13 protein-coding genes are annotated in these 17,878 nt (G+C 65.8%); 6 read left to right on the top strand and 7 right to left on the bottom strand.

Annotated elements, in window-relative coordinates; translation table 11 throughout:
• Positions 1–75: 75 nt before the first annotated feature.
• Genes acnB through POS15_RS07975 form a run of 3 tightly spaced genes read right to left on the bottom strand, consistent with a single transcriptional unit; the run spans position 76 to position 3,341 of the window.
• The gene (acnB, locus tag POS15_RS07965) at positions 76–2,661 is read right to left on the bottom strand and encodes a bifunctional aconitate hydratase 2/2-methylisocitrate dehydratase (RefSeq protein ID WP_284129398.1); all 2,586 of its coding nucleotides are present in this window, start codon (positions 2,659–2,661) and stop codon (positions 76–78) included.
• A gap of 49 nt (positions 2,662–2,710) precedes the next feature.
• A complete protein-coding gene (locus tag POS15_RS07970) occupies positions 2,711–3,109 on the bottom strand; it encodes a type II toxin-antitoxin system VapC family toxin (protein WP_019182936.1) in 399 nt (132 codons plus the stop codon).
• A gap of 7 nt (positions 3,110–3,116) precedes the next feature.
• Positions 3,117–3,341, bottom strand: a complete 225-nt coding sequence (locus tag POS15_RS07975; RefSeq protein ID WP_019182937.1) for an AbrB/MazE/SpoVT family DNA-binding domain-containing protein — start codon at positions 3,339–3,341, stop codon at positions 3,117–3,119.
• Positions 3,342–3,625: 284 nt separating this feature from the next.
• On the opposite strand from POS15_RS07975, the gene acnA reads away from it, so the two are divergent.
• The 5 genes from acnA (at position 3,626) to POS15_RS08000 (ending at position 10,517) form a co-directional block, all read left to right on the top strand.
• Complete coding sequence (acnA, locus tag POS15_RS07980) at positions 3,626–6,382, top strand: aconitate hydratase AcnA (RefSeq protein WP_284129400.1); 2,757 nt, start codon at positions 3,626–3,628, stop codon at positions 6,380–6,382.
• Between the two features lie 194 nt (positions 6,383–6,576).
• Entirely contained in the window at positions 6,577–6,948 is a 372-nt protein-coding gene (locus tag POS15_RS07985) for a type II toxin-antitoxin system prevent-host-death family antitoxin (RefSeq protein ID WP_284129402.1), read from the top strand.
• The gene (locus tag POS15_RS07990) at positions 6,948–7,613 is read left to right on the top strand and encodes an AAA family ATPase (RefSeq protein WP_284129403.1); all 666 of its coding nucleotides are present in this window, start codon (positions 6,948–6,950) and stop codon (positions 7,611–7,613) included. The genes POS15_RS07985 and POS15_RS07990 overlap by 1 nt, the downstream gene beginning before the upstream one ends.
• A gap of 199 nt (positions 7,614–7,812) precedes the next feature.
• Positions 7,813–9,489 carry a long-chain fatty acid--CoA ligase gene (locus tag POS15_RS07995; protein WP_046273435.1) on the top strand — a complete coding sequence of 559 codons (1,677 nt, stop codon included), beginning with the start codon at positions 7,813–7,815 and terminating at the stop codon, positions 9,487–9,489.
• Positions 9,490–9,647: 158 nt separating this feature from the next.
• Positions 9,648–10,517, top strand: a complete 870-nt coding sequence (locus tag POS15_RS08000; RefSeq protein WP_070427299.1) for a crotonase/enoyl-CoA hydratase family protein — start codon at positions 9,648–9,650, stop codon at positions 10,515–10,517.
• 64 nt (positions 10,518–10,581) lie between these two features.
• On the opposite strand, the gene POS15_RS08005 is transcribed toward POS15_RS08000, so the two are convergent.
• From POS15_RS08005 to prfB, 4 genes are all read right to left on the bottom strand, one after another.
• A complete protein-coding gene (locus tag POS15_RS08005) occupies positions 10,582–12,756 on the bottom strand; it encodes an ATP-binding protein (RefSeq protein ID WP_046273437.1) in 2,175 nt (724 codons plus the stop codon).
• Between the two features lies 1 nt (position 12,757).
• A complete protein-coding gene (locus tag POS15_RS08010) occupies positions 12,758–13,897 on the bottom strand; it encodes a two-component system response regulator (protein ID WP_019182944.1) in 1,140 nt (379 codons plus the stop codon).
• Between the two features lie 202 nt (positions 13,898–14,099).
• Positions 14,100–15,617 carry a lysine--tRNA ligase gene (gene lysS, locus POS15_RS08015; protein ID WP_284129405.1) on the bottom strand — a complete coding sequence of 506 codons (1,518 nt, stop codon included), beginning with the start codon at positions 15,615–15,617 and terminating at the stop codon, positions 14,100–14,102.
• Between the two features lie 127 nt (positions 15,618–15,744).
• Positions 15,745–16,870 (bottom strand): peptide chain release factor 2 gene (prfB, locus tag POS15_RS08020; protein WP_102788438.1). Its coding sequence is split into 2 segments (ribosomal slippage): positions 15,745–16,794 and positions 16,796–16,870, totalling 1,125 coding nucleotides; the frame shifts between segments, so codons are not numbered across the junction.
• Between the two features lie 204 nt (positions 16,871–17,074).
• Here prfB and POS15_RS08025 point away from each other — a divergent pair.
• Positions 17,075–17,824: a M48 family metallopeptidase gene (locus POS15_RS08025; RefSeq protein ID WP_019182947.1), complete on the top strand. Its 750-nt coding sequence runs from the start codon at positions 17,075–17,077 to the stop codon at positions 17,822–17,824.
• Positions 17,825–17,878: the final 54 nt, after the last annotated feature.

The raw sequence follows: 17,878 nt of genomic DNA on the forward strand, positions 1-17,878 counted from the left end.
GCCGGGTGTTTTCGTGCTTCATCCATCGGCCAGTGACCGCTGGGTTACCGAAGCCGGGCAGCGCCCGGCGTCGGATCAGGCAGCAACCGTACCGGCCACGCCCTGATAGTCCTCGATCTGGTCGAAGTTCATGTAGCGGTAGATGTCCTTGCTGCTGGCATCCAGCACGCCGATGTCGGCCATGTACTCTTCCTTGGTCGGGATGCGACCCAGGCGCGAGCAGATCGCGGCCAGCTCGGCCGAGCCCAGGTACACGTTGGAGTTGCGGCCCAGGCGATTCGGGAAGTTGCGGGTCGAGGTGGAGAACACCGTCGCGCCCTCACGCACCTGCGCCTGGTTGCCCATGCACAGCGAGCAGCCCGGCATTTCCATGCGGGCACCGGCGGTGCCGAAGGTGCCGTAATGGCCTTCCTTGGTCAGCTCCGAAGCATCCATCTTGGTCGGCGGGGCGACCCACAGCTTGGTCGGGATGTCGCGCTTGCCTTCCAGCAGCTTTGCCGCCGCACGGAAGTGACCGATGTTGGTCATGCACGAACCGATGAACACTTCGTCGATCGCCGCACCGGCGACGTCGGACAGCGTCTTGACGTCGTCCGGATCGTTCGGGCAGGCCACGATCGGCTCGTGGATGTCGGCCAGGTCGATCTCGATGACGGCGGCGTACTCGGCGTCGGCATCCGGCTCCAGCAGCTCCGGGTTGGCCAGCCAGGCTTCCATCTTCTCGATGCGGCGCGCCAGCGAACGGGCGTCCTGGTAACCCTCGGCAATCATCCACTTCAGCAGCGTGATGTTGCTCGTGAGGTACTCGATGATCGGCTCCTTGTTCAGGTACACCGAGCAACCGGCCGCCGAACGCTCGGCCGAGGCATCGGAGAGTTCGAACGCCTGCTCGACCTTCAGATCCGGCAGACCCTCGATTTCCAGGATGCGACCGGAGAAGATGTTCTTCTTGCCGGCCTTGGCCACGGTCAGCAGGCCGGACTTGATCGCGTACAGCGGGATCGCGTTGACCAGGTCACGCAGGGTCACGCCCGGCTGCATCGTGCCCTTGAAGCGGACCAGCACCGATTCGGGCATGTCCAGCGGCATCACACCGGTGGCGGCGGCGAAGGCAACCAGGCCCGAGCCGGCCGGGAACGAAATGCCCACCGGGAAACGGGTGTGCGAGTCGCCGCCGGTGCCGACGGTGTCGGGCAGCAGCATGCGGTTGAGCCAGCTGTGGATCACGCCGTCGCCCGGGCGCAGCGAGATGCCGCCACGGGTGGAGATGAACTCCGGCAGGGTGTGGTGGGTCTTGACGTCCACCGGCTTCGGGTACGCCGCGGTGTGGCAGAACGACTGCATCACCAGGTCGGCCGAGAAGCCCAGGCAGGCCAGGTCCTTCAGCTCGTCACGGGTCATCGGGCCGGTGGTGTCCTGCGAGCCCACCGAGGTCATCTTCGGTTCGCAGTAGGTGCCCGGGCGCATGCCCTGGCCTTCCGGCAGGCCACAGGCGCGGCCAACCATCTTCTGCGCCAGCGAGAAGCCCTTGCCGGTATCCGGCGGGTCCATCGGCAGGCGGAACAGATCGGTCGGGGCCAGGCCCAGCGCTTCGCGCGCCTTGGCGGTCAGGCCACGGCCGATGATCAGCGGAATGCGGCCACCGGCGCGCACTTCGTCGAACAGCACGTCGGACTTGACCTTGAACTCGGCGATGACGGCGCCGTCCTTCAGGGCCTTGCCGTCGTACGGGCGCAGCTCGATCACATCGCCCATGTTCATCTGCGACACGTCGAGTTCGATCGGCAGCGCGCCGGCATCTTCCATGGTGTTGTAGAAGATCGGTGCGATCTTCGAACCCAGGCAGACGCCGCCGAAACGCTTGTTCGGGATGAACGGGATGTCTTCGCCGGTGAACCACAGCACCGAGTTGGTGGCCGACTTGCGGCTGGAACCGGTACCGACCACGTCGCCGACGTAGGCAACCAGATGGCCCTTGTCCTTCAGCGATTCAATGAACTTGACCGGGCCGCGCTTGCCGTCTTCTTCCGGCTCGATGCCATCACGCTTGTTCTTCAGCATCGCCAGGGCGTGCAGCGGGATGTCCGGGCGGGTGGTGGCATCCGGGGCCGGAGACAGGTCATCGGTGTTGGTTTCGCCGGTCACCTTGAGCACGGTGATGGTCAGGCTCTCGGGCACCTGCGGGCGGCTGGTGAACCACTCCGCATCGGCCCAGCTCTGCAGCACGCCCTGGGCGTTCGCGTTGCCGGCCTTGGCCTTTTCCTGCACATCGTGGAAGGCATCGAACACCAGCAGGGTGTTCTTCAGCGCCTCGGCGGCGATCGCGCCGACGGTGGCGTCGTCCAGCAGCTGCACCAGCGGGGCGACGTTGTAACCACCGAGCATGGTGCCCAGCAGTTCGGTGGCGCGCTCGCGCGTGATCAGCGGATTGACTTCGCTGCCCAGCGCGATCGCGGCCAGGTACGAGGCCTTGACCTTGGCGGCGTCATCGACGCCGGCCGGCACGCGGTGGGTCAGCAGTTCCAGCAGGAACCCGGCTTCGCCCGCCGGCGGGTTCTTCAGCAGCTCGATGACGTCGGCCGTCTGCTGGGCGCTCAGCGGCAGCGGCGGGATGCCAAGCGCGGCGCGCTCGGCTACGTGGTGGCGGTAGGCTTCCAACATGACAACTCCCGGGTGATTCTTTGAAAGAATGCGGTTTAAAAGTATGGGCTCAGGCGTGCGGCACGATCAGCTTCAGGCCCTTGAAGTAGTCGCGGTAAAACGTGTCGTTCCAGGTAATCAGGCCATCGCACTGCAGGAGTGCATGCGACCCAACCATGAATTCGTCCAGCCCGCGTGGCTTGGCGCCCCGCTGCCGGTGCCGGCGGTGCATCTCACCGGCGCGCAATGCGGATTTGGCCTCCAGCGGACTGAAGTGGACGCCCATTTCCTCCAGCGCCTCCTGCACTTCGGCGCCGCCGCGCAGCGACGCGCAGATCTCGGCGAGGGTCACCCCGCAGATCACCACGCGCCCGCCGACCAGGCTCTGGCGCAGGCCCGCTTCGACCGCGTCGGCCTGCGGGCCATTGCTGAGCAGCTCGATCAGCACCGGTGAATCCACGGCGATCATCACGCGCTCATTCCTCGTCGCGGACCGCGCGCACGGCTGCTTCGGCCGAATCGAAACCATCCAGCGCGAACTTGCCGCGGGCACGGGAGATCGCATCGTCCACGCTCTTGCGCAGGATGATGCGGCTGCCCTCGAGCTCCACCTTCAGCTGGGTGCCCTTGGTCAGGCCAAGCGCATCACGGACCGCCTTGGGCAAGGTGATCTGCCCGCGTTCTGCAACGGTAGCTTCCATCGGTACGCCCTCCAAAGTATGCACAAATTATACATACTTCCGGGGGCATACTTCCACTGGAGTACTGATCTGGCCGCCAAGACCCTTGGCACAGAAAGGATCTGTCTCATCCGTGACATGAGGGATACATATCTCCATGTAGCCTGAGACCAACTGCCGCAGGTGGACACCGCCCTGAATCGTTCATAATCAGGATGATCGCGGGCCCACCGGTCAGCGGCGAACGCAAGCAGGTCTGCCTCGGGCGGGCCAACGCAAGCCATCCGCAAGAGGAGTCATCTGCAATGAGCGATTCGTTCTCCACCCGCAGCCAGCTGGACGTCGGCGGCACCACCTACGACTACTTCAGCCTGCCCAAGCTCGGACAGACGTTCGACATCTCCCACCTGCCCTACTCGATGAAGATCCTGCTGGAGAACCTGCTCCGGCACGAGGATGGCGGCGTGACCGTCGGCAAGGACCACATCCAGGCCGTCGCCCAGTGGGACCCCAAGGCCGAACCGGACATCGAGATCGCGTTCATGCCCGCGCGCGTGGTGCTGCAGGATTTCACCGGCGTGCCCTGCGTGGTCGATCTGGCCGCGATGCGTGATGCCGTGGTCAAGCTCGGCGGACGCCCGGAGCAGATCAACCCGCAGATTCCCTCCGAGCTGGTGATCGATCACTCGGTGCAGGTCGATGTGTTCGGCACCCCCGACGCGCTGGACCTCAACGGCAAGATCGAATTCCAGCGCAACCAGGAACGCTACGGCTTCCTGCGCTGGGGCCAGAAGGCCTTCGATAATTTCAAGGTGGTGCCGCCCAACACCGGCATCGTCCACCAGGTCAACCTGGAAAACCTGGCCCGCGTGGTGATGACCGCGCAGAAGGATGGCAAGGCCGTTGCGTACCCGGACACCGTGTTCGGCACCGACAGCCACACCACCATGATCAATGGCATCGGCGTGCTCGGCTGGGGCGTGGGCGGTATCGAAGCGGAAGCGGCGATGCTGGGCCAGCCGTCGTCGATGCTGATCCCGCAGGTGGTCGGCTTCAAGCTGACCGGCCGCATGCCCGAAGGGGCCACCGCCACCGATCTGGTGCTGACCGTCACCCAGATGCTGCGCAAGCACGGCGTGGTCGGCAAGTTCGTGGAGTTCTTCGGCGAAGGCCTGCAGCACCTGCCGCTGGCCGACCGTGCCACGATCGGCAACATGGCCCCGGAGTACGGCGCCACCTGCGGCATCTTCCCGATCGATGAAGAATCACTGACCTACCTGCGCCTGTCCGGCCGCAGCGAGGAGCAGATCGCGCTGGTGGAAGCCTATGCCAAGGCCCAGGGCCTGTGGCATGACGCCAACACCGCGCACGCCAGCTACAGCGCCACGCTGGAACTGGACATGGGCCAGGTCAAGCCGTCGCTGGCCGGCCCGAAGCGCCCCCAGGACCGCGTGCTGCTGGAAGACGTCAAGCAGAACTACCGCGAGAACCTCGTCGGCCTGACCACCAACCGCGACAAGCGCAACGATGATGTCGCCAAGTTCGTCAACGAAGGTGGCGGCGCGGCGGTCGGCAACGAACAGCTGGCCAAGGGATACAGCGATGTCGAACTGGATGGCCAGAAATTCCGCCTGAAGGATGGCGCGGTGGTCATCGCTGCGATCACCTCGTGCACCAACACCTCCAACCCGGCGGTGATGATCGGTGCCGGCCTGCTCGCCCGCAACGCGGCCGCCAAGGGCCTGGACCGCAAGCCGTGGGTCAAGACCTCGCTCGGCCCAGGCTCGCGCGTGGTCACCGATTACCTGGAAAAAGCCGGTGTGCTGACCGAGCTGGAGAAGGTCGGCTTCTACGTGGTCGGCTACGGCTGTACGACCTGCATCGGCAACTCCGGCCCCCTGCCCACCGAAGTCAGTGCCGGCATCGCCGCCGGTGACCTGGTGGTGGCCTCGGTGCTGTCGGGCAACCGCAACTTCGAAGGCCGCGTGCACCCGGAAGTCAAAATGAACTACCTGGCCAGCCCGCCGCTGGTCGTCGCCTATGCCATCGCCGGCACCACCGACATCGACCTGACCACCGAGCCGCTGGGCACGGGTAGCGATGGGCAGCCGGTGTACCTGCGCGATATCTGGCCGAGCAACAAGGAAATCGGCGATGTGATTGCCGCGACCATCGGGCCGGAGATGTTCAAGAAGAACTATGCCGACGTGTTCAAGGGCGACACCCGCTGGAACACCATCAAGTCGCCCGATGGCGATCTGTATGAGTGGGACGGCAGCTCGACCTACATCAAGAACCCGCCCTACTTCGAGGGCATGACCATGGACGTCGGCCACATCGAAGATGTGCATGGCGCCCGCGTGATGGGCCTGTTCGGCGATTCGATCACCACCGATCACATCTCCCCGGCCGGCAACATCAAGAAGGATTCCCCGGCGGGCCGCTTCCTGCAGGAGCGCGGCGTGCAGCCGGCCGACTTCAACAGCTACGGCAGCCGCCGCGGCAACGATGACGTCATGGTGCGCGGCACCTTCGCCAATATCCGCATCAAGAACCTGATGTTCGGCGGCGAAGAAGGTGGCAACACCCTGTACTTCCCGAAGGATGGCGGCGAGCCGCAGAAGCTGGCGATCTACGATGCGGCGGTCAAGTACAAGGCCGAGGGCGTTCCGCTGGTCGTCTTTGCTGGCAAGGAATACGGCACCGGCTCCTCGCGTGACTGGGCCGCCAAGGGCACCAACCTGCTGGGCGTCAAGGCGGTCATCGCCGAGAGCTTCGAGCGCATCCACCGCTCCAACCTGGTCGGCATGGGCGTGCTGCCGCTGCAGTTCAAGAACGGCGACAACGCACAGAGCCTGGGCCTGGACGGTTCGGAAGTAATCGACATCACCGGCCTGGAGGATGGCGCCAGCAAGACGGCCACCCTTACCGCGACCAAGGCCGATGGCACGAAGAAGTCCTTCGAGGCCCACGTGATGCTGCTCACGCCGAAGGAAGTGGAGTACTTCAAGCATGGCGGCCTGCTGCAGTACGTGCTGCGTCAGCTGGCCGGAAAGAAGTAAGCGCCTGGCACGGCGCCAATTACGCCCTCTCCGATAGAGGGATTGCACGACAGCAAGGGGGCACACGCCCCCTTGCTGCTGTTTGGCGTTCCCCGCCGCCAGTCTTCATTTTCATAAATTTCATAAATCCCATATTTCTCCCAATTCGTACGGATCGGGCTACACTGGACGCCATCCGCCAGGGAGCCGCCGCCATGCTGCACGCGCTCAAGTTCGACCCGATCACCGAGCTGACCCGCACCACCGCCTCGACGGTGAAGGAGCACTGGCGCAAGGTGATGCAGGACGTCCGCGAACAGCAGGCCGTACTGGTCACCAATCACAACGAGCCGCAGGCCGTCATTCTGTCCGCCCAGCAGTACCAGGCCATGCAAGCCGAGGTCGTGTCGTTGCAGCGGGACCTCGCGTCCCTGCGCGAACAGGCACCGGCCCTGCAGCAGCTCCGTCAGCGCTTCGATGATCGCCTTGCCGTGCTGGACAGCGCCGCGGCCGCCAACAAGGCGCGCGCGCTGCTGCGCAAGCCGGCACGCCTCAAGGGCAAGGTGACCGCAGGCAGCGGTTACTGATGCCTGCACGGCCCTTCCTGTTCGTGCTGGCAGGGGTCAACGGCGCAGGCAAGAGCTCCATTGGTGGCCATCTGCTCCGCCAAGCGGGTCTGGACTGGTTCAATCCCGACGACTGGGCCCGCCAGCTGTGCCGCGAATTCGGCATGAATCAGCGCGAGGCCAATGGCCGGGCGTGGACGGAGGGCTTCAGCCGGCTGCGCTCTGCCATCGCCGAACGCCGCAACCACGCCTTCGAAACCACCTTGGGCGGGCAGTCGATCGCCGCGACCCTGGCCGAGGCCTGCGCCACGCATGACGTACTGGTCTGGTACTGCGGCCTGGCCTCTCCCCAGCAGCACATCGCACGGGTGCGCGCACGCGTTGCGGCCGGTGGCCACCCGATCAGCGATGCGGACATCCACCGCCGCTACCCGTTGGCGCTGCAGAACCTGATCGCCCTGCTGCCAGCGCTGGCACAGCTGCAGGTGTACGACAACAGTGCAGAGGCCGGTCCTGGCCAGTCGGTTGCCGATCCACAGCTTGTGCTGCAGATGGACGGTGGCCGTTTGACCTGGCCTGCGGCCGATGACGCCGCCCAACTGCGGCAGACACCCGACTGGGCCGTGCCGGTGCTGGAAGCTGCACTGCAGTGCCACGACAGCTGCGCTGGCGAGCCGCCGCGATGAGCAGGGATGGACGGATGAGCGAACACATGCGGCTGCAAACGTCATTTATCACCGGCGCCACCCTGCCCCGCGGCCCCGCTGCCGCCGTTGTTCACCGGCCCTTCGCGTTTTCCATTCGGGACGGTATGCTGCCGAGGCATGAAACGACGGATACTCTCCGTCATCGCTTTACATCATCCACGTTTCCTGGAGGGGGAATATGAGTCTGGAACGACCCTGGCTGCAGAGCTATCCCAAAGGTGTACCCGCCGAGATCGACGTCAACGAGTTCCATTCGGTCTCGGCCGTCTTCGACACTTCGGTGGCCAAGTTCCGCGACCGCCCCGCCTACTCCAGTTTCGGCAAGGTCCTGACCTACGGGGAAACGGACGCACTGGTCGAACAGTTCGCCGCCTATCTGCTGGGTGAGCTACAGCTCAAGAAGGGCGACCGCGTTGCCCTGATGATGCCCAACTGCCTGCAGTACCCGATCGCCACGTTCGGCGTGCTGCGTGCCGGCCTGACCGTGGTCAACGTCAATCCGCTGTACACCGCCCGCGAGCTCAAGCACCAGCTGGTGGATTCCGGCGCGGCCGTGCTGGTGGTCGTGGACAACTTCTGCGACACCGTGCAGCAGGTCATTGCCGACACCCCGATCAAGCAGGTGGTGACCACCGGCCTGGGCGACATGCTCGGCGCCAAGGGCATCGTGGTGAACTTCGTCCTGAAGTACATCAAGAAGATGGTGCCCAACTACAGCCTGCGCGGCGCGATCCGCTTCAACCAGGCGCTCAAGCTGGGCAGCCGCCACACCCTGCCCAAGGTCGAGATCGACCACGACGATGTCGCCTTCCTGCAGTACACCGGCGGCACCACCGGCGTGGCCAAGGGCGCGATGCTGACCAACCGCAACCTGGTCGCCAACATGCAGCAGGCCTCGGCCTGGATCTCCGCCTCGGGGATCGAGATGGGCAAGGAGGTGATCATCACCGCCCTGCCGCTGTACCACATCTTCGCGTTGACGGCGAACGGGCTGGTCTTCATGAAGTTCGGTGGCTGCAACTACCTGATCACCAACCCGCGCGACATGAAGGGCTTCGTCAAGGAGCTCAAGGCGACCCGCTTCACCGCGATCACCGGCGTCAACACGCTGTTCAACGGCCTGCTCAACACCCCGGGCTTCGACGAGGTCGATTTCTCCTCGCTGAAGGTCACCCTGGGCGGCGGCATGGCGGTGCAGCGCGCCGTCGCCGAGCGTTGGAAGAAGGTCACCGGCGTCACCCTGGTCGAGGCCTATGGCCTGACCGAGACCTCGCCGGCCGCCTGCATCAACCCGCTCGACCTGGCCGAGTACAACGGTGCGATCGGCCTGCCGATCCCGTCCACCGATGCCTGCGTCAAGGATGACGCCGGCAAGACGCTGGCCGTCGGCGAAGTCGGCGAGCTGTGCATCAAGGGTCCGCAGGTCATGAAGGGCTACTGGCAGCGTCCGGAAGATACCGCGCAGGCGGTGGACGCCGAGGGCTGGCTGCACACCGGCGACATGGCACGGATGGATGAGCAGGGCTTCTTCTACATCGTGGACCGCAAGAAGGACATGATCCTGGTGTCCGGCTTCAACGTGTACCCCAATGAGGTCGAAGACGTCATCGCGATGATGCCCGGCGTGCTCGAAGTCGCGGCGGTCGGCGTGCCCGATGAGAAGTCCGGTGAAGTGGTCAAGGTGGTCATCGTCAAGAAGGACCCCAACCTCACCGCCGAGATGGTCAAGGAACATGCACGCGCGAACCTGACCGGCTACAAGCACCCGCGGATCGTGGAGTTCCGCAAGGAACTGCCCAAGACCAACGTCGGCAAGATCCTGCGCCGCGAACTGCGCGATACCCCTGCGCCGTAACGGTTCCCCAACGGCTGCATCTTCACAGGGCCCCTGCCGGCAACGGCGGGGGCCTTTTGCATTGCGTGAGATGCCGGGGGTGTAGGATCGCGGCGTGTGGACCCGTCAGGCCCGCCGCCCACCGTCCTCCCAGCGGGCCAGCCTCCGAGGAAATCGCCATGAGCACCATTGAAAAGCTGCCCGTCAACCACCGCTACGCCACCATCCGCACTGAAACCACCGGCAACGACGATGCCCATTGGCTGTTCATGCATGCCGATGCCGCCAGCGGCATCCGCCCGTGCTGCCGCAAGGACATGCTCGATGAAATGTGGAACTTCATGAGCGCGATCACCCGCAGCCCGGCCGAGCGCAACAGCGGCAAGCTGCGCCATTTCGTGCTCGCGTCCGATGCCAATGCCTACAACCTGGGCGGCGATCTGGACCTGTTCACCCGCCTGATCCGCGAGGGCAACCGCGACCGCCTGCTGACCTATGCGCAGCGTTGCGTGGAAGGCGTGCACCACCTGCACACCGGCTTCGGTGGCGACGTGCGCTCGATCGCGCTGATCCAGGGCGATGCCCTCGGCGGCGGCCTGGAGATGGCGCTGGCCTGCCACACCATCGTGGCCGAGGAAGGCTGCGGCATGGGCCTGCCGGAAGTGCTGTTCGGGCTGTTCCCGGGCATGGGCGCCTATTCCTTCCTGTGCAAACGCGTAGCCCCGCAGTTGGCCGAGAAGATCATCCTCGACGGCCGCGTGTATTCCTCCGAAGAGATGCATGCCATGGGCGTGGTCGATGTGCTGGTGCCCAAGGGCCAGGGCGTCAAGGCCGTGGAAGATCTGATCCGCCAGCACCAGCGCATTCCGCATTCGTATCTGGCGATGAACGCCGCGCGCAACCTGGCCCAGGCCGTGCGCTATGACGAACTGCTGGAAATCACCAAGGTCTGGGTGGACTCCGCCCTTGCGCTGGGCGACAAGTCGCTGCGCACCATGGACCGCCTGATCAAGGCCCAGACCCGCCGCGCCACCCTCGACGTCGCCTGAGCCATCCCCTCCCCTGTGTTGTTCAAGCCCGGCTGCCGCCGGGCTTTTTTTATTGCAGCCCCACTCAGCGCATGTCGCCGCCGTCGTCGGCCTGCCCCTGCGCCTTGCGCTGCGCACGTGCATCCAGCGCCTGCCGGCCTTCCTTGATGCCCGCCTGCAGCAGGGTCACGCGCTGCCGCCATTCGCTCTTGAGCTGCCAGTCGGCCATGCGCATCAGATCTCCGGCACGGTTGGCAACGCGGACCAGGCCCAGATTGCTGGCCACGCCCTTGATCGCGTGCGCCTGCTCGCGGAAATGGACCCAGTCGCTGCGCTCGCCGTCGGCCAGTGCCACGCCGATGCACTGGTCGGCATCGGCCAGGCATTGGCGGATGAACTCGCGTTCGAAACCGTCACCCATGCCGAGCGAGGCCAGCTCGTCGAGCACGCCCGGGTCCAGTACACCATCCAGCACGGTAGCGGTACGCACGATCGGTGCGCTGGCCTTGAGCTGGCCGTTGGAGGCGATATCGGCAAGCACATCCAGCAGCCGCACCGCGACCACGGGCTTGGCCAGGAACGTATGCGCGCCGGCCTGGGTGCAGCGTTGGATGGCCTCGGGCGTGACGTCGGCACTGAGCACCAGCACCGGCGTGCGCGGACCGCCACCGGCCTGCATCACGCGCAGTTCCTTGAGCATGTCCAGGCCGCTCATGCCGGGCATGTGCAGATCCACGATGGCCGCATCGAAATCACTCTCGGCCATCGCATCGAGCACCGCTTCACCGCCGTTGACGCACAGCACCTTGTGGCCGGCTTTCTGCAGCAGGCGCTGCAGCACCATCCGGTTGGCCTCGTGATCGTCGGCGACCAGGATGTGCATGCTGCGCACGCGCGCGCGGTGGCGCAGGAACGGGTCGGCGAACGCAATGACATTGCCGTTGCGGTCCGGCAGCCCGTCGCCGACCAGCGCCGGGGTGACCGTGCCCAGCGGCACGCGCGGCGGCGCGAACGGCAGCTCGAACCAGAAATGGCTGCCCTGCGGCGGGTTCTCTTCGTAGCCGATGTCCCCGCCCATCGCCTCGACCAGGCCCTTGGCGATGGTCGTGCCCAGGCCGGTGCCTTCGTGGCGGCGCGCCATGCTGACGTCAGCCTGCTCGAACGCTTCGAACAGGCGCGGGCGCATCTCCGGGGCGACACCGATGCCGGTATCGAGGATGTCGAACCGCAGGCGCACCCCGCCGTTGGATTCGGCATCGAGCACGGCCACGCGGATTTCGACCCGGCCGTGGTCGGTGAACTTGACCGCGTTGCCGGCGATGTTGAGCAGGATCTGCCGCAGGTGACCCAGGTCACCGCGCAGCAGCGGCGGCACGGTATCGGCCACCTTGACCCGGTAATCCAGCCGCTTGGCCTTGGCCTGCGGCAGCAGGATCAACCCGATGGCCTGGATCACATCGGCCAGCGCGAAGTCCTCGGCGGTCACGCGCAGCTTGCCCGCTTCGATCGCAGAGATATCGAGCACTTCCTCCACCAGCGCCAGCAGGCTGCGCGAGGACGCCTGGATGGTGTTCACACACTCGCGCTGCTCGTCATCGAGCTTGGTGGTGGCCAACAGCTCGGTCATGCCCGACAGGCCGTTGAGCGGCGTGCGGAACTCGTGGCTCATGTTGGCCAGGAAACGGCTCTTGGCCTCGCTCGCGCGGCGCGCCTCGGCCATCGCACGGGTGAGCTGGCGCAGCAGCGTGGAGAAATACAGCGGCACTGCCGCCAGGCCCAGCCACAGGCCGAATGCCAGCCGCGCGTTCTGATGCCAGTACGGGGTCAGCAGTGCGGTGCTGCCGAAGCTGACCATCGCCATCGCCACCGCGACGTACAGATAGTTGTTGCCGTAGCGCATGCCGTTGCCGACCGTCACCCACATCACCACGATGTAGACCCAGGCCAGTGGCTCGCCCATCTGCACCATGCCGGCGGCGATCAGCCCGTAATCGGCGAGCATGCCGGCCACCCGGCGCGGGTCCGAGCGTCCCGGCCGCCACAGCAGCCAGCCGAACAGCCCCAGCGAGAGGGTCAGGCCGGTCAGCACGATCGCCAGCACCCCGTGGTACTGCGCCGGGGGCAGGTCGTGGCGCGGCCCCGGCATGAGCACATACAGCAGGATCAGGGTGATCAGCACGATGCGCACGATCGCCTGGCCGTGTTCGGTATCCGGGCGCTGCGCCAGGCGGTGCTTCAGGCGCGGGTACAGACGACGCATATCACATCCCCGGGCGGGATGACGCGGTGGAGTGCTGTGCGCAGATCTCATCAAGCTGGAGGCGGCCGCGCAGCAGGGCATCGACGCAGCGCGGATCGAACAACCGGCCCCGCTGGGCATACAGATACGCCAGCGTGGCTTCCATGGTCCATGCTTCCTTGTACGGACGCGGTGAGATCAGCGCGTCGAACACATCGGCCACCGCCACGATCCGCGCTTCCAGCGGAATCGCATCGCCGACCAGCCCATCCGGGTAGCCGCTGCCGTCGTAGCGCTCATGGTGGCGCAGCGCGATCAGGGCCCCGACCTGGATGAAACGGTTCTGGCTGCCACTCAGCAGCTCGTAGCCGATCCGCGGGTGCCGACGCATGATCGCCTGCTCCTCATCGCTCAGCTTGCCCTGTTTGAGCAGGACCGCATCGGGAATGGCGATCTTGCCCATGTCGTGCAGGGGCGCGGCCATCTCGATCAGCTTGACCTCTTCTTCCGGCAGCCCGAGCTGCTCGGCGATCAGCCCGGCGACATGGGCCATGCGCTCCAGGTAGGCACTGGTGCCGGCATCACGGAATTCGATCGCCCGCGCCAGCCGCGACAGCGTCTCGCGCTCGCGCTCCTCCACCTCGTGCATGCTGGCCAGCAGGCGCTGCTCCAGCGACAGCGCGCGCTGCTTGACGTTCTCCGACTGCTGGCGCAGCTGCAACAGGTTGTAGCAGCGCGCGCGCAGTTCGCGCGGGCGGATGGGCTTGACCAGGAAATCGATCACCCCGGCCTCCAGCGCGGCCTGGCGGATCGGCTCGTCGCCGACCACGGTGATCAGGATCACGGGGATGTCGCGGTGCTTGGGCAGGCGGCGGAAGCGGCGGGCGAACTCCAGCCCGTCCATCTCCGGCATGCGGTAATCGAGCAACAGCAGATCCACGGCGTGCGACTCGCACCAGGCAAGCGCCGTCAGCGGATCGCCGAAGTCGTGCACGGACAGTTCCGGCGCGATGTCCTCGATGACATGGCGCAGCATGGTACGCGCGGACGTCTGATCGTCAACGATGACAATATTCAAGGCTGCTTCTGCCTTCTTCCTTGACCACACTGGAACATGCTGCGAAGAGGATACTCCGCCGCTCTGCACGCTGGCACCTTGCATCGGTCCGCCTCCCGTCATGAACACCCCAGTTCATGATCGTCGTCACAGTGTGACGCCGGTGTCGGCGTCTCCCTGCAACCCGTCATGGTCTGTGGCCATCACGCCATAGCGCCTGTTAAGGCCACGCAGAAACCATACCCGCGCGGCCACGGCAGCGGAACCCCCGCGCCGGACGTGCCCCAAGCACGCCCGGACCCAGGTCTCAGTTTTCCGGACGCATGTACGGGAACAGCAGCACGTCACGGATCGAACTGCTGCCGGTCAGCAGCATCACCAGACGGTCGATGCCGATGCCCAGGCCGCCGGTCGGGGCCATGCCGTACTCCAGCGCGCGGATGTAATCGGCGTCATAGTGCATGGCCTCGTCATCGCCGCCTTCCTTGGCCGTGACCTGGGCCTGGAACCGGGCCGCCTGGTCTTCCGGGTCGTTCAGCTCGGAGAAGCCGTTGGCCAGCTCCTTGCCGTTGATGAACAGCTCGAAGCGGTCGGTGTAGCCGGGCTGGTCATCGTTGGCGCGGGCCAGCGGCGAGACCTCGACCGGGTGGTCGGTGATGAAGGTCGGCTGGATCAGGGTGTGCTCGACGGTGGCCTCGAAGATCTCCAGCAGCAGCTTGCCCCAGCCGAAGGACGGCTTGATGCGGATCTTCAGGCGCTCGCAGTGGGCGGCCAGCGCATCGCGGTCGGTGCAGTCGGCGGCGCTGATCTCCGGGTTGTGGTGGCGCACCGCCTCGTCCATGCGCCAGCGGCGGAACGCCGGGGCCAGGTCGATCGTGGCACCGTCCCACTCCACCGTGGTGGTGCCCAGCACCTTGCTGGCCACGTCACGGATCACGCCTTCGGTCAGGTCCATCACTTCGGTGTACGTGGCGTAGGCCTCGTACAGCTCCATCATGGTGAATTCCGGGTTGTGGCGGGTGCTCACGCCCTCATTGCGGAAGTTGCGGTTGATCTCGTACACGCGCTCCAGCCCACCCACGACCAGGCGCTTGAGGTACAGCTCCGGGGCCACGCGCAGGTACAGGTCCAGGTCCAGCGCGTTGTGGTGGGTGGTGAACGGCTTGGCCGTGGCGCCGCCGGGGATGTAATGCATCATCGGCGTTTCGACTTCCAGGAAGTCGCGGTTGTCCAGCCACGCGCGCATGGCGCGGATGATCCGCGAGCGCTTGATGAACACCTCGCGCGACTCCGGGGTCACGATCAGGTCGACATAACGCTGGCGGTAGCGCTGCTCCACGTCGGCCAGGCCGTGCCACTTGTCCGGCAGCGGGCGCAGCGACTTGGTCAGCAGGCGGATGCTGGTGGCCTTGACCGACAGCTCACCGGTCTTGGTCCGGGTCAGCCCGCCCTCCACGGCGATGATGTCGCCCACGTCCCAGCCCTTGAAGGCGGTGTAGGCATCGCCCAGCGTGCTGCCCTGCAGGAACAGCTGGATGCGGCCGGACTCGTCCTGGATCTGGGCGAAGCTGGCCTTGCCCATCACGCGCTTGGCCATCAGGCGGCCGGCCATCTTGACCTGGCGGTCGCTGGCCTCCAGCGCTTCGGCGGTCCAGTGCTCTGCATCGGCGAACTCGGCCTGCAGGGTGCCGGCGAAGTGCTCGCGGCGGAAATCGTTCGGGTAGGCAATGCCCTGCCCGCGCAGGGCGGTCAGTTTCGCGCGGCGCTCGGCGATGAGGCTGTTCTCGTCGACGGGGGGCTGCGGCGCGGCGGTCTGATCGTTCATGGCGTGGGTCTATGTATGTCGGGGGGGAGGTACGGTCCCCGCCATCATGCCGATGGTCGGGGCGGATTGCGAAACCGGGCGCGGCCCGGGCACAACGGATCGGGGCCGCGCGTGGCGGCCCCGACGGTCAGGCGTCGGTGCGTTTGGCACCCACGGCCAGGCCGGACTTCAGGCTGGCTTCGACGAATTCGTCGAGGTCGCCGTCCAGCACCTTCTGCGTATCGGAGCGCTCGATGCCGGTGCGCAGGTCCTTGATGCGGCTCTGGTCGAGCACGTAGTTGCGGATCTGGCTGCCCCAGCCGATGTCGGACTTGGTGGCTTCCACCGCGTCACGCTCGGCATTGCGCTTCTGGATCTCCAGCTCATACAGCTTGGCGGCCAGCATCTTCATCGCGTTGTCGCGGTTCTGGTGCTGGCTGCGGCCGGTCTGGCAGGCCACGACCGTATTGGTCGGGATGTGCGTGATACGCACCGCCGACTCGGTCTTGTTGACGTGCTGGCCACCGGCGCCGGAGGAGCGGTACACATCGGTGCGCAGGTCGGCGGGGTTGATGTCGATCTCGATGTTGTCATCGACTTCCGGCGACACGAACACCGAGGTGAAGCTGGTGTGGCGGCGGTTGTCCGAATCGAACGGCGACTTGCGCACCAGGCGGTGCACGCCGGTCTCGGTCTTCAGCCAGCCGTAGGCGTAATCGCCTTCCACGCGCAGCGTGGCCGACTTGATGCCCGCGACGTCGCCGCCGGAGACTTCCATCAGCTCGGTCTTCCAGCCGCGCGATTCGCACCAGCGCAGGTACATGCGCAGCAGGATCTCGGCCCAGTCCTGGGCTTCGGTACCACCGGCGCCGGCCTGGATATCGACGAACGCCGCAGCGTTGTCCATCTGGCCGGAGAACATGCGCTGGAACTCCAGCTGCTCCACGTGCTTCTGGTACTTGTCCAGGTCACTGACCACGGCCAGGGCGGTTTCTTCGTCCTGTTCGCTTTCGGCCAGTTCCAGCAGTTCGCCCGACTCGGTCAGGCCGTCGAGGATCGTGGCGATGCCGCCCACGGTCTTGTCCAGGTTGGCGCGTTCGCGGCCAAGGTTCTGGGCGTACTCGGCGTTGTTCCAGATATCAGGATTTTCCAGTTCCCGGGTTACTTCTTCCAGACGCTCTTTCTTGGCGTCGTAGTCAAAGATACCCCCTGAGCGAGAGCACGCGATCGGTGAGATCGGTGATGCGCTGGCGGACAGGATTGAGCTCGATCATGTCGGCGATTAATGCGTGCGAAAAGACTGTCCATCATAGCCTATCCGGGCCTTTTCGGCGGTGGCCGGGGCGGCAGGTACCCGCCGGCGGGCAGGAAAGCGAGATCGCTGAACACGGCCGCCCGGCCAGACGGTAGACTTCGGCCCCGCCGCGCGGCCCCCTGCCCGCGGCGTCCCCCAACGCACTACATGGAGCACCACCCCGATGAGGACGTCATCCTCCGCCCTGCTGCTGGCCTTCGCCTGCCTGACCGCCTCCACCGCCGCTTCGGCCCTGGACCTCAAGCAGCTGACCAGCACCGGCCTGAAGGCCGGCCAGGCGCTCACCCTGTCCGACCAGGACGTGGCCAAGGCCGCCGACGAAGCCTGCGTCTACATGGACCAGCAGAACAAGGTCGCCCCCGCCAACTCGCCCTACGCCCAGCGCCTGGCCAGGATCACCCAGGGCCTGGCCAACGAAGACGGCATGAACCTCAACTTCAAGGTCTACCTGACCGACGACGTCAATGCCTGGGCCATGGCCAACGGCTGCGTGCGCGTGTACTCGGGCCTGATGGACATGGCCTCGGACGACGAAGTGCGCGGCGTGATCGGCCACGAGATCGGCCACGTCAAACTGGGCCACTCCAAGACCAAGATGCGTACCGCACTGCTGGCCTCGGCCGGTCGCGACACGCTGGCCGCCTCGGGCAATGCCAACATCGCCACCCTGACCCAGGGCCAGCTCGGCGAACTGGCCGAGGGCTTCGTCAACGCGCAGTTCTCGCAGAAGGAAGAAAGCGCTGCCGACGAATACGGCTACCGCTTCATGAAGCGCCACCAGTACGACCCGGCCGCCCTGGCCAGCATGTTCCGCAAGCTGTCCAGCAAGGGCGGCCTGATGTCCTCCCACCCGGGCTCGGAAGCCCGCGCCGGGCGCATCGACGCGATGATCAAGAAAGACAGCAAGCGCTGAGCTGCCTGACGGCATCCCGGCCTGCCGGGATGCCACGCCGGCTGGCGGCGCTCT

Origin of the sequence: Stenotrophomonas sp. BIO128-Bstrain (assembly GCF_030128875.1) — a bacterium.
Lineage (GTDB): Bacteria > Pseudomonadota > Gammaproteobacteria > Xanthomonadales > Xanthomonadaceae > Stenotrophomonas > Stenotrophomonas bentonitica_A.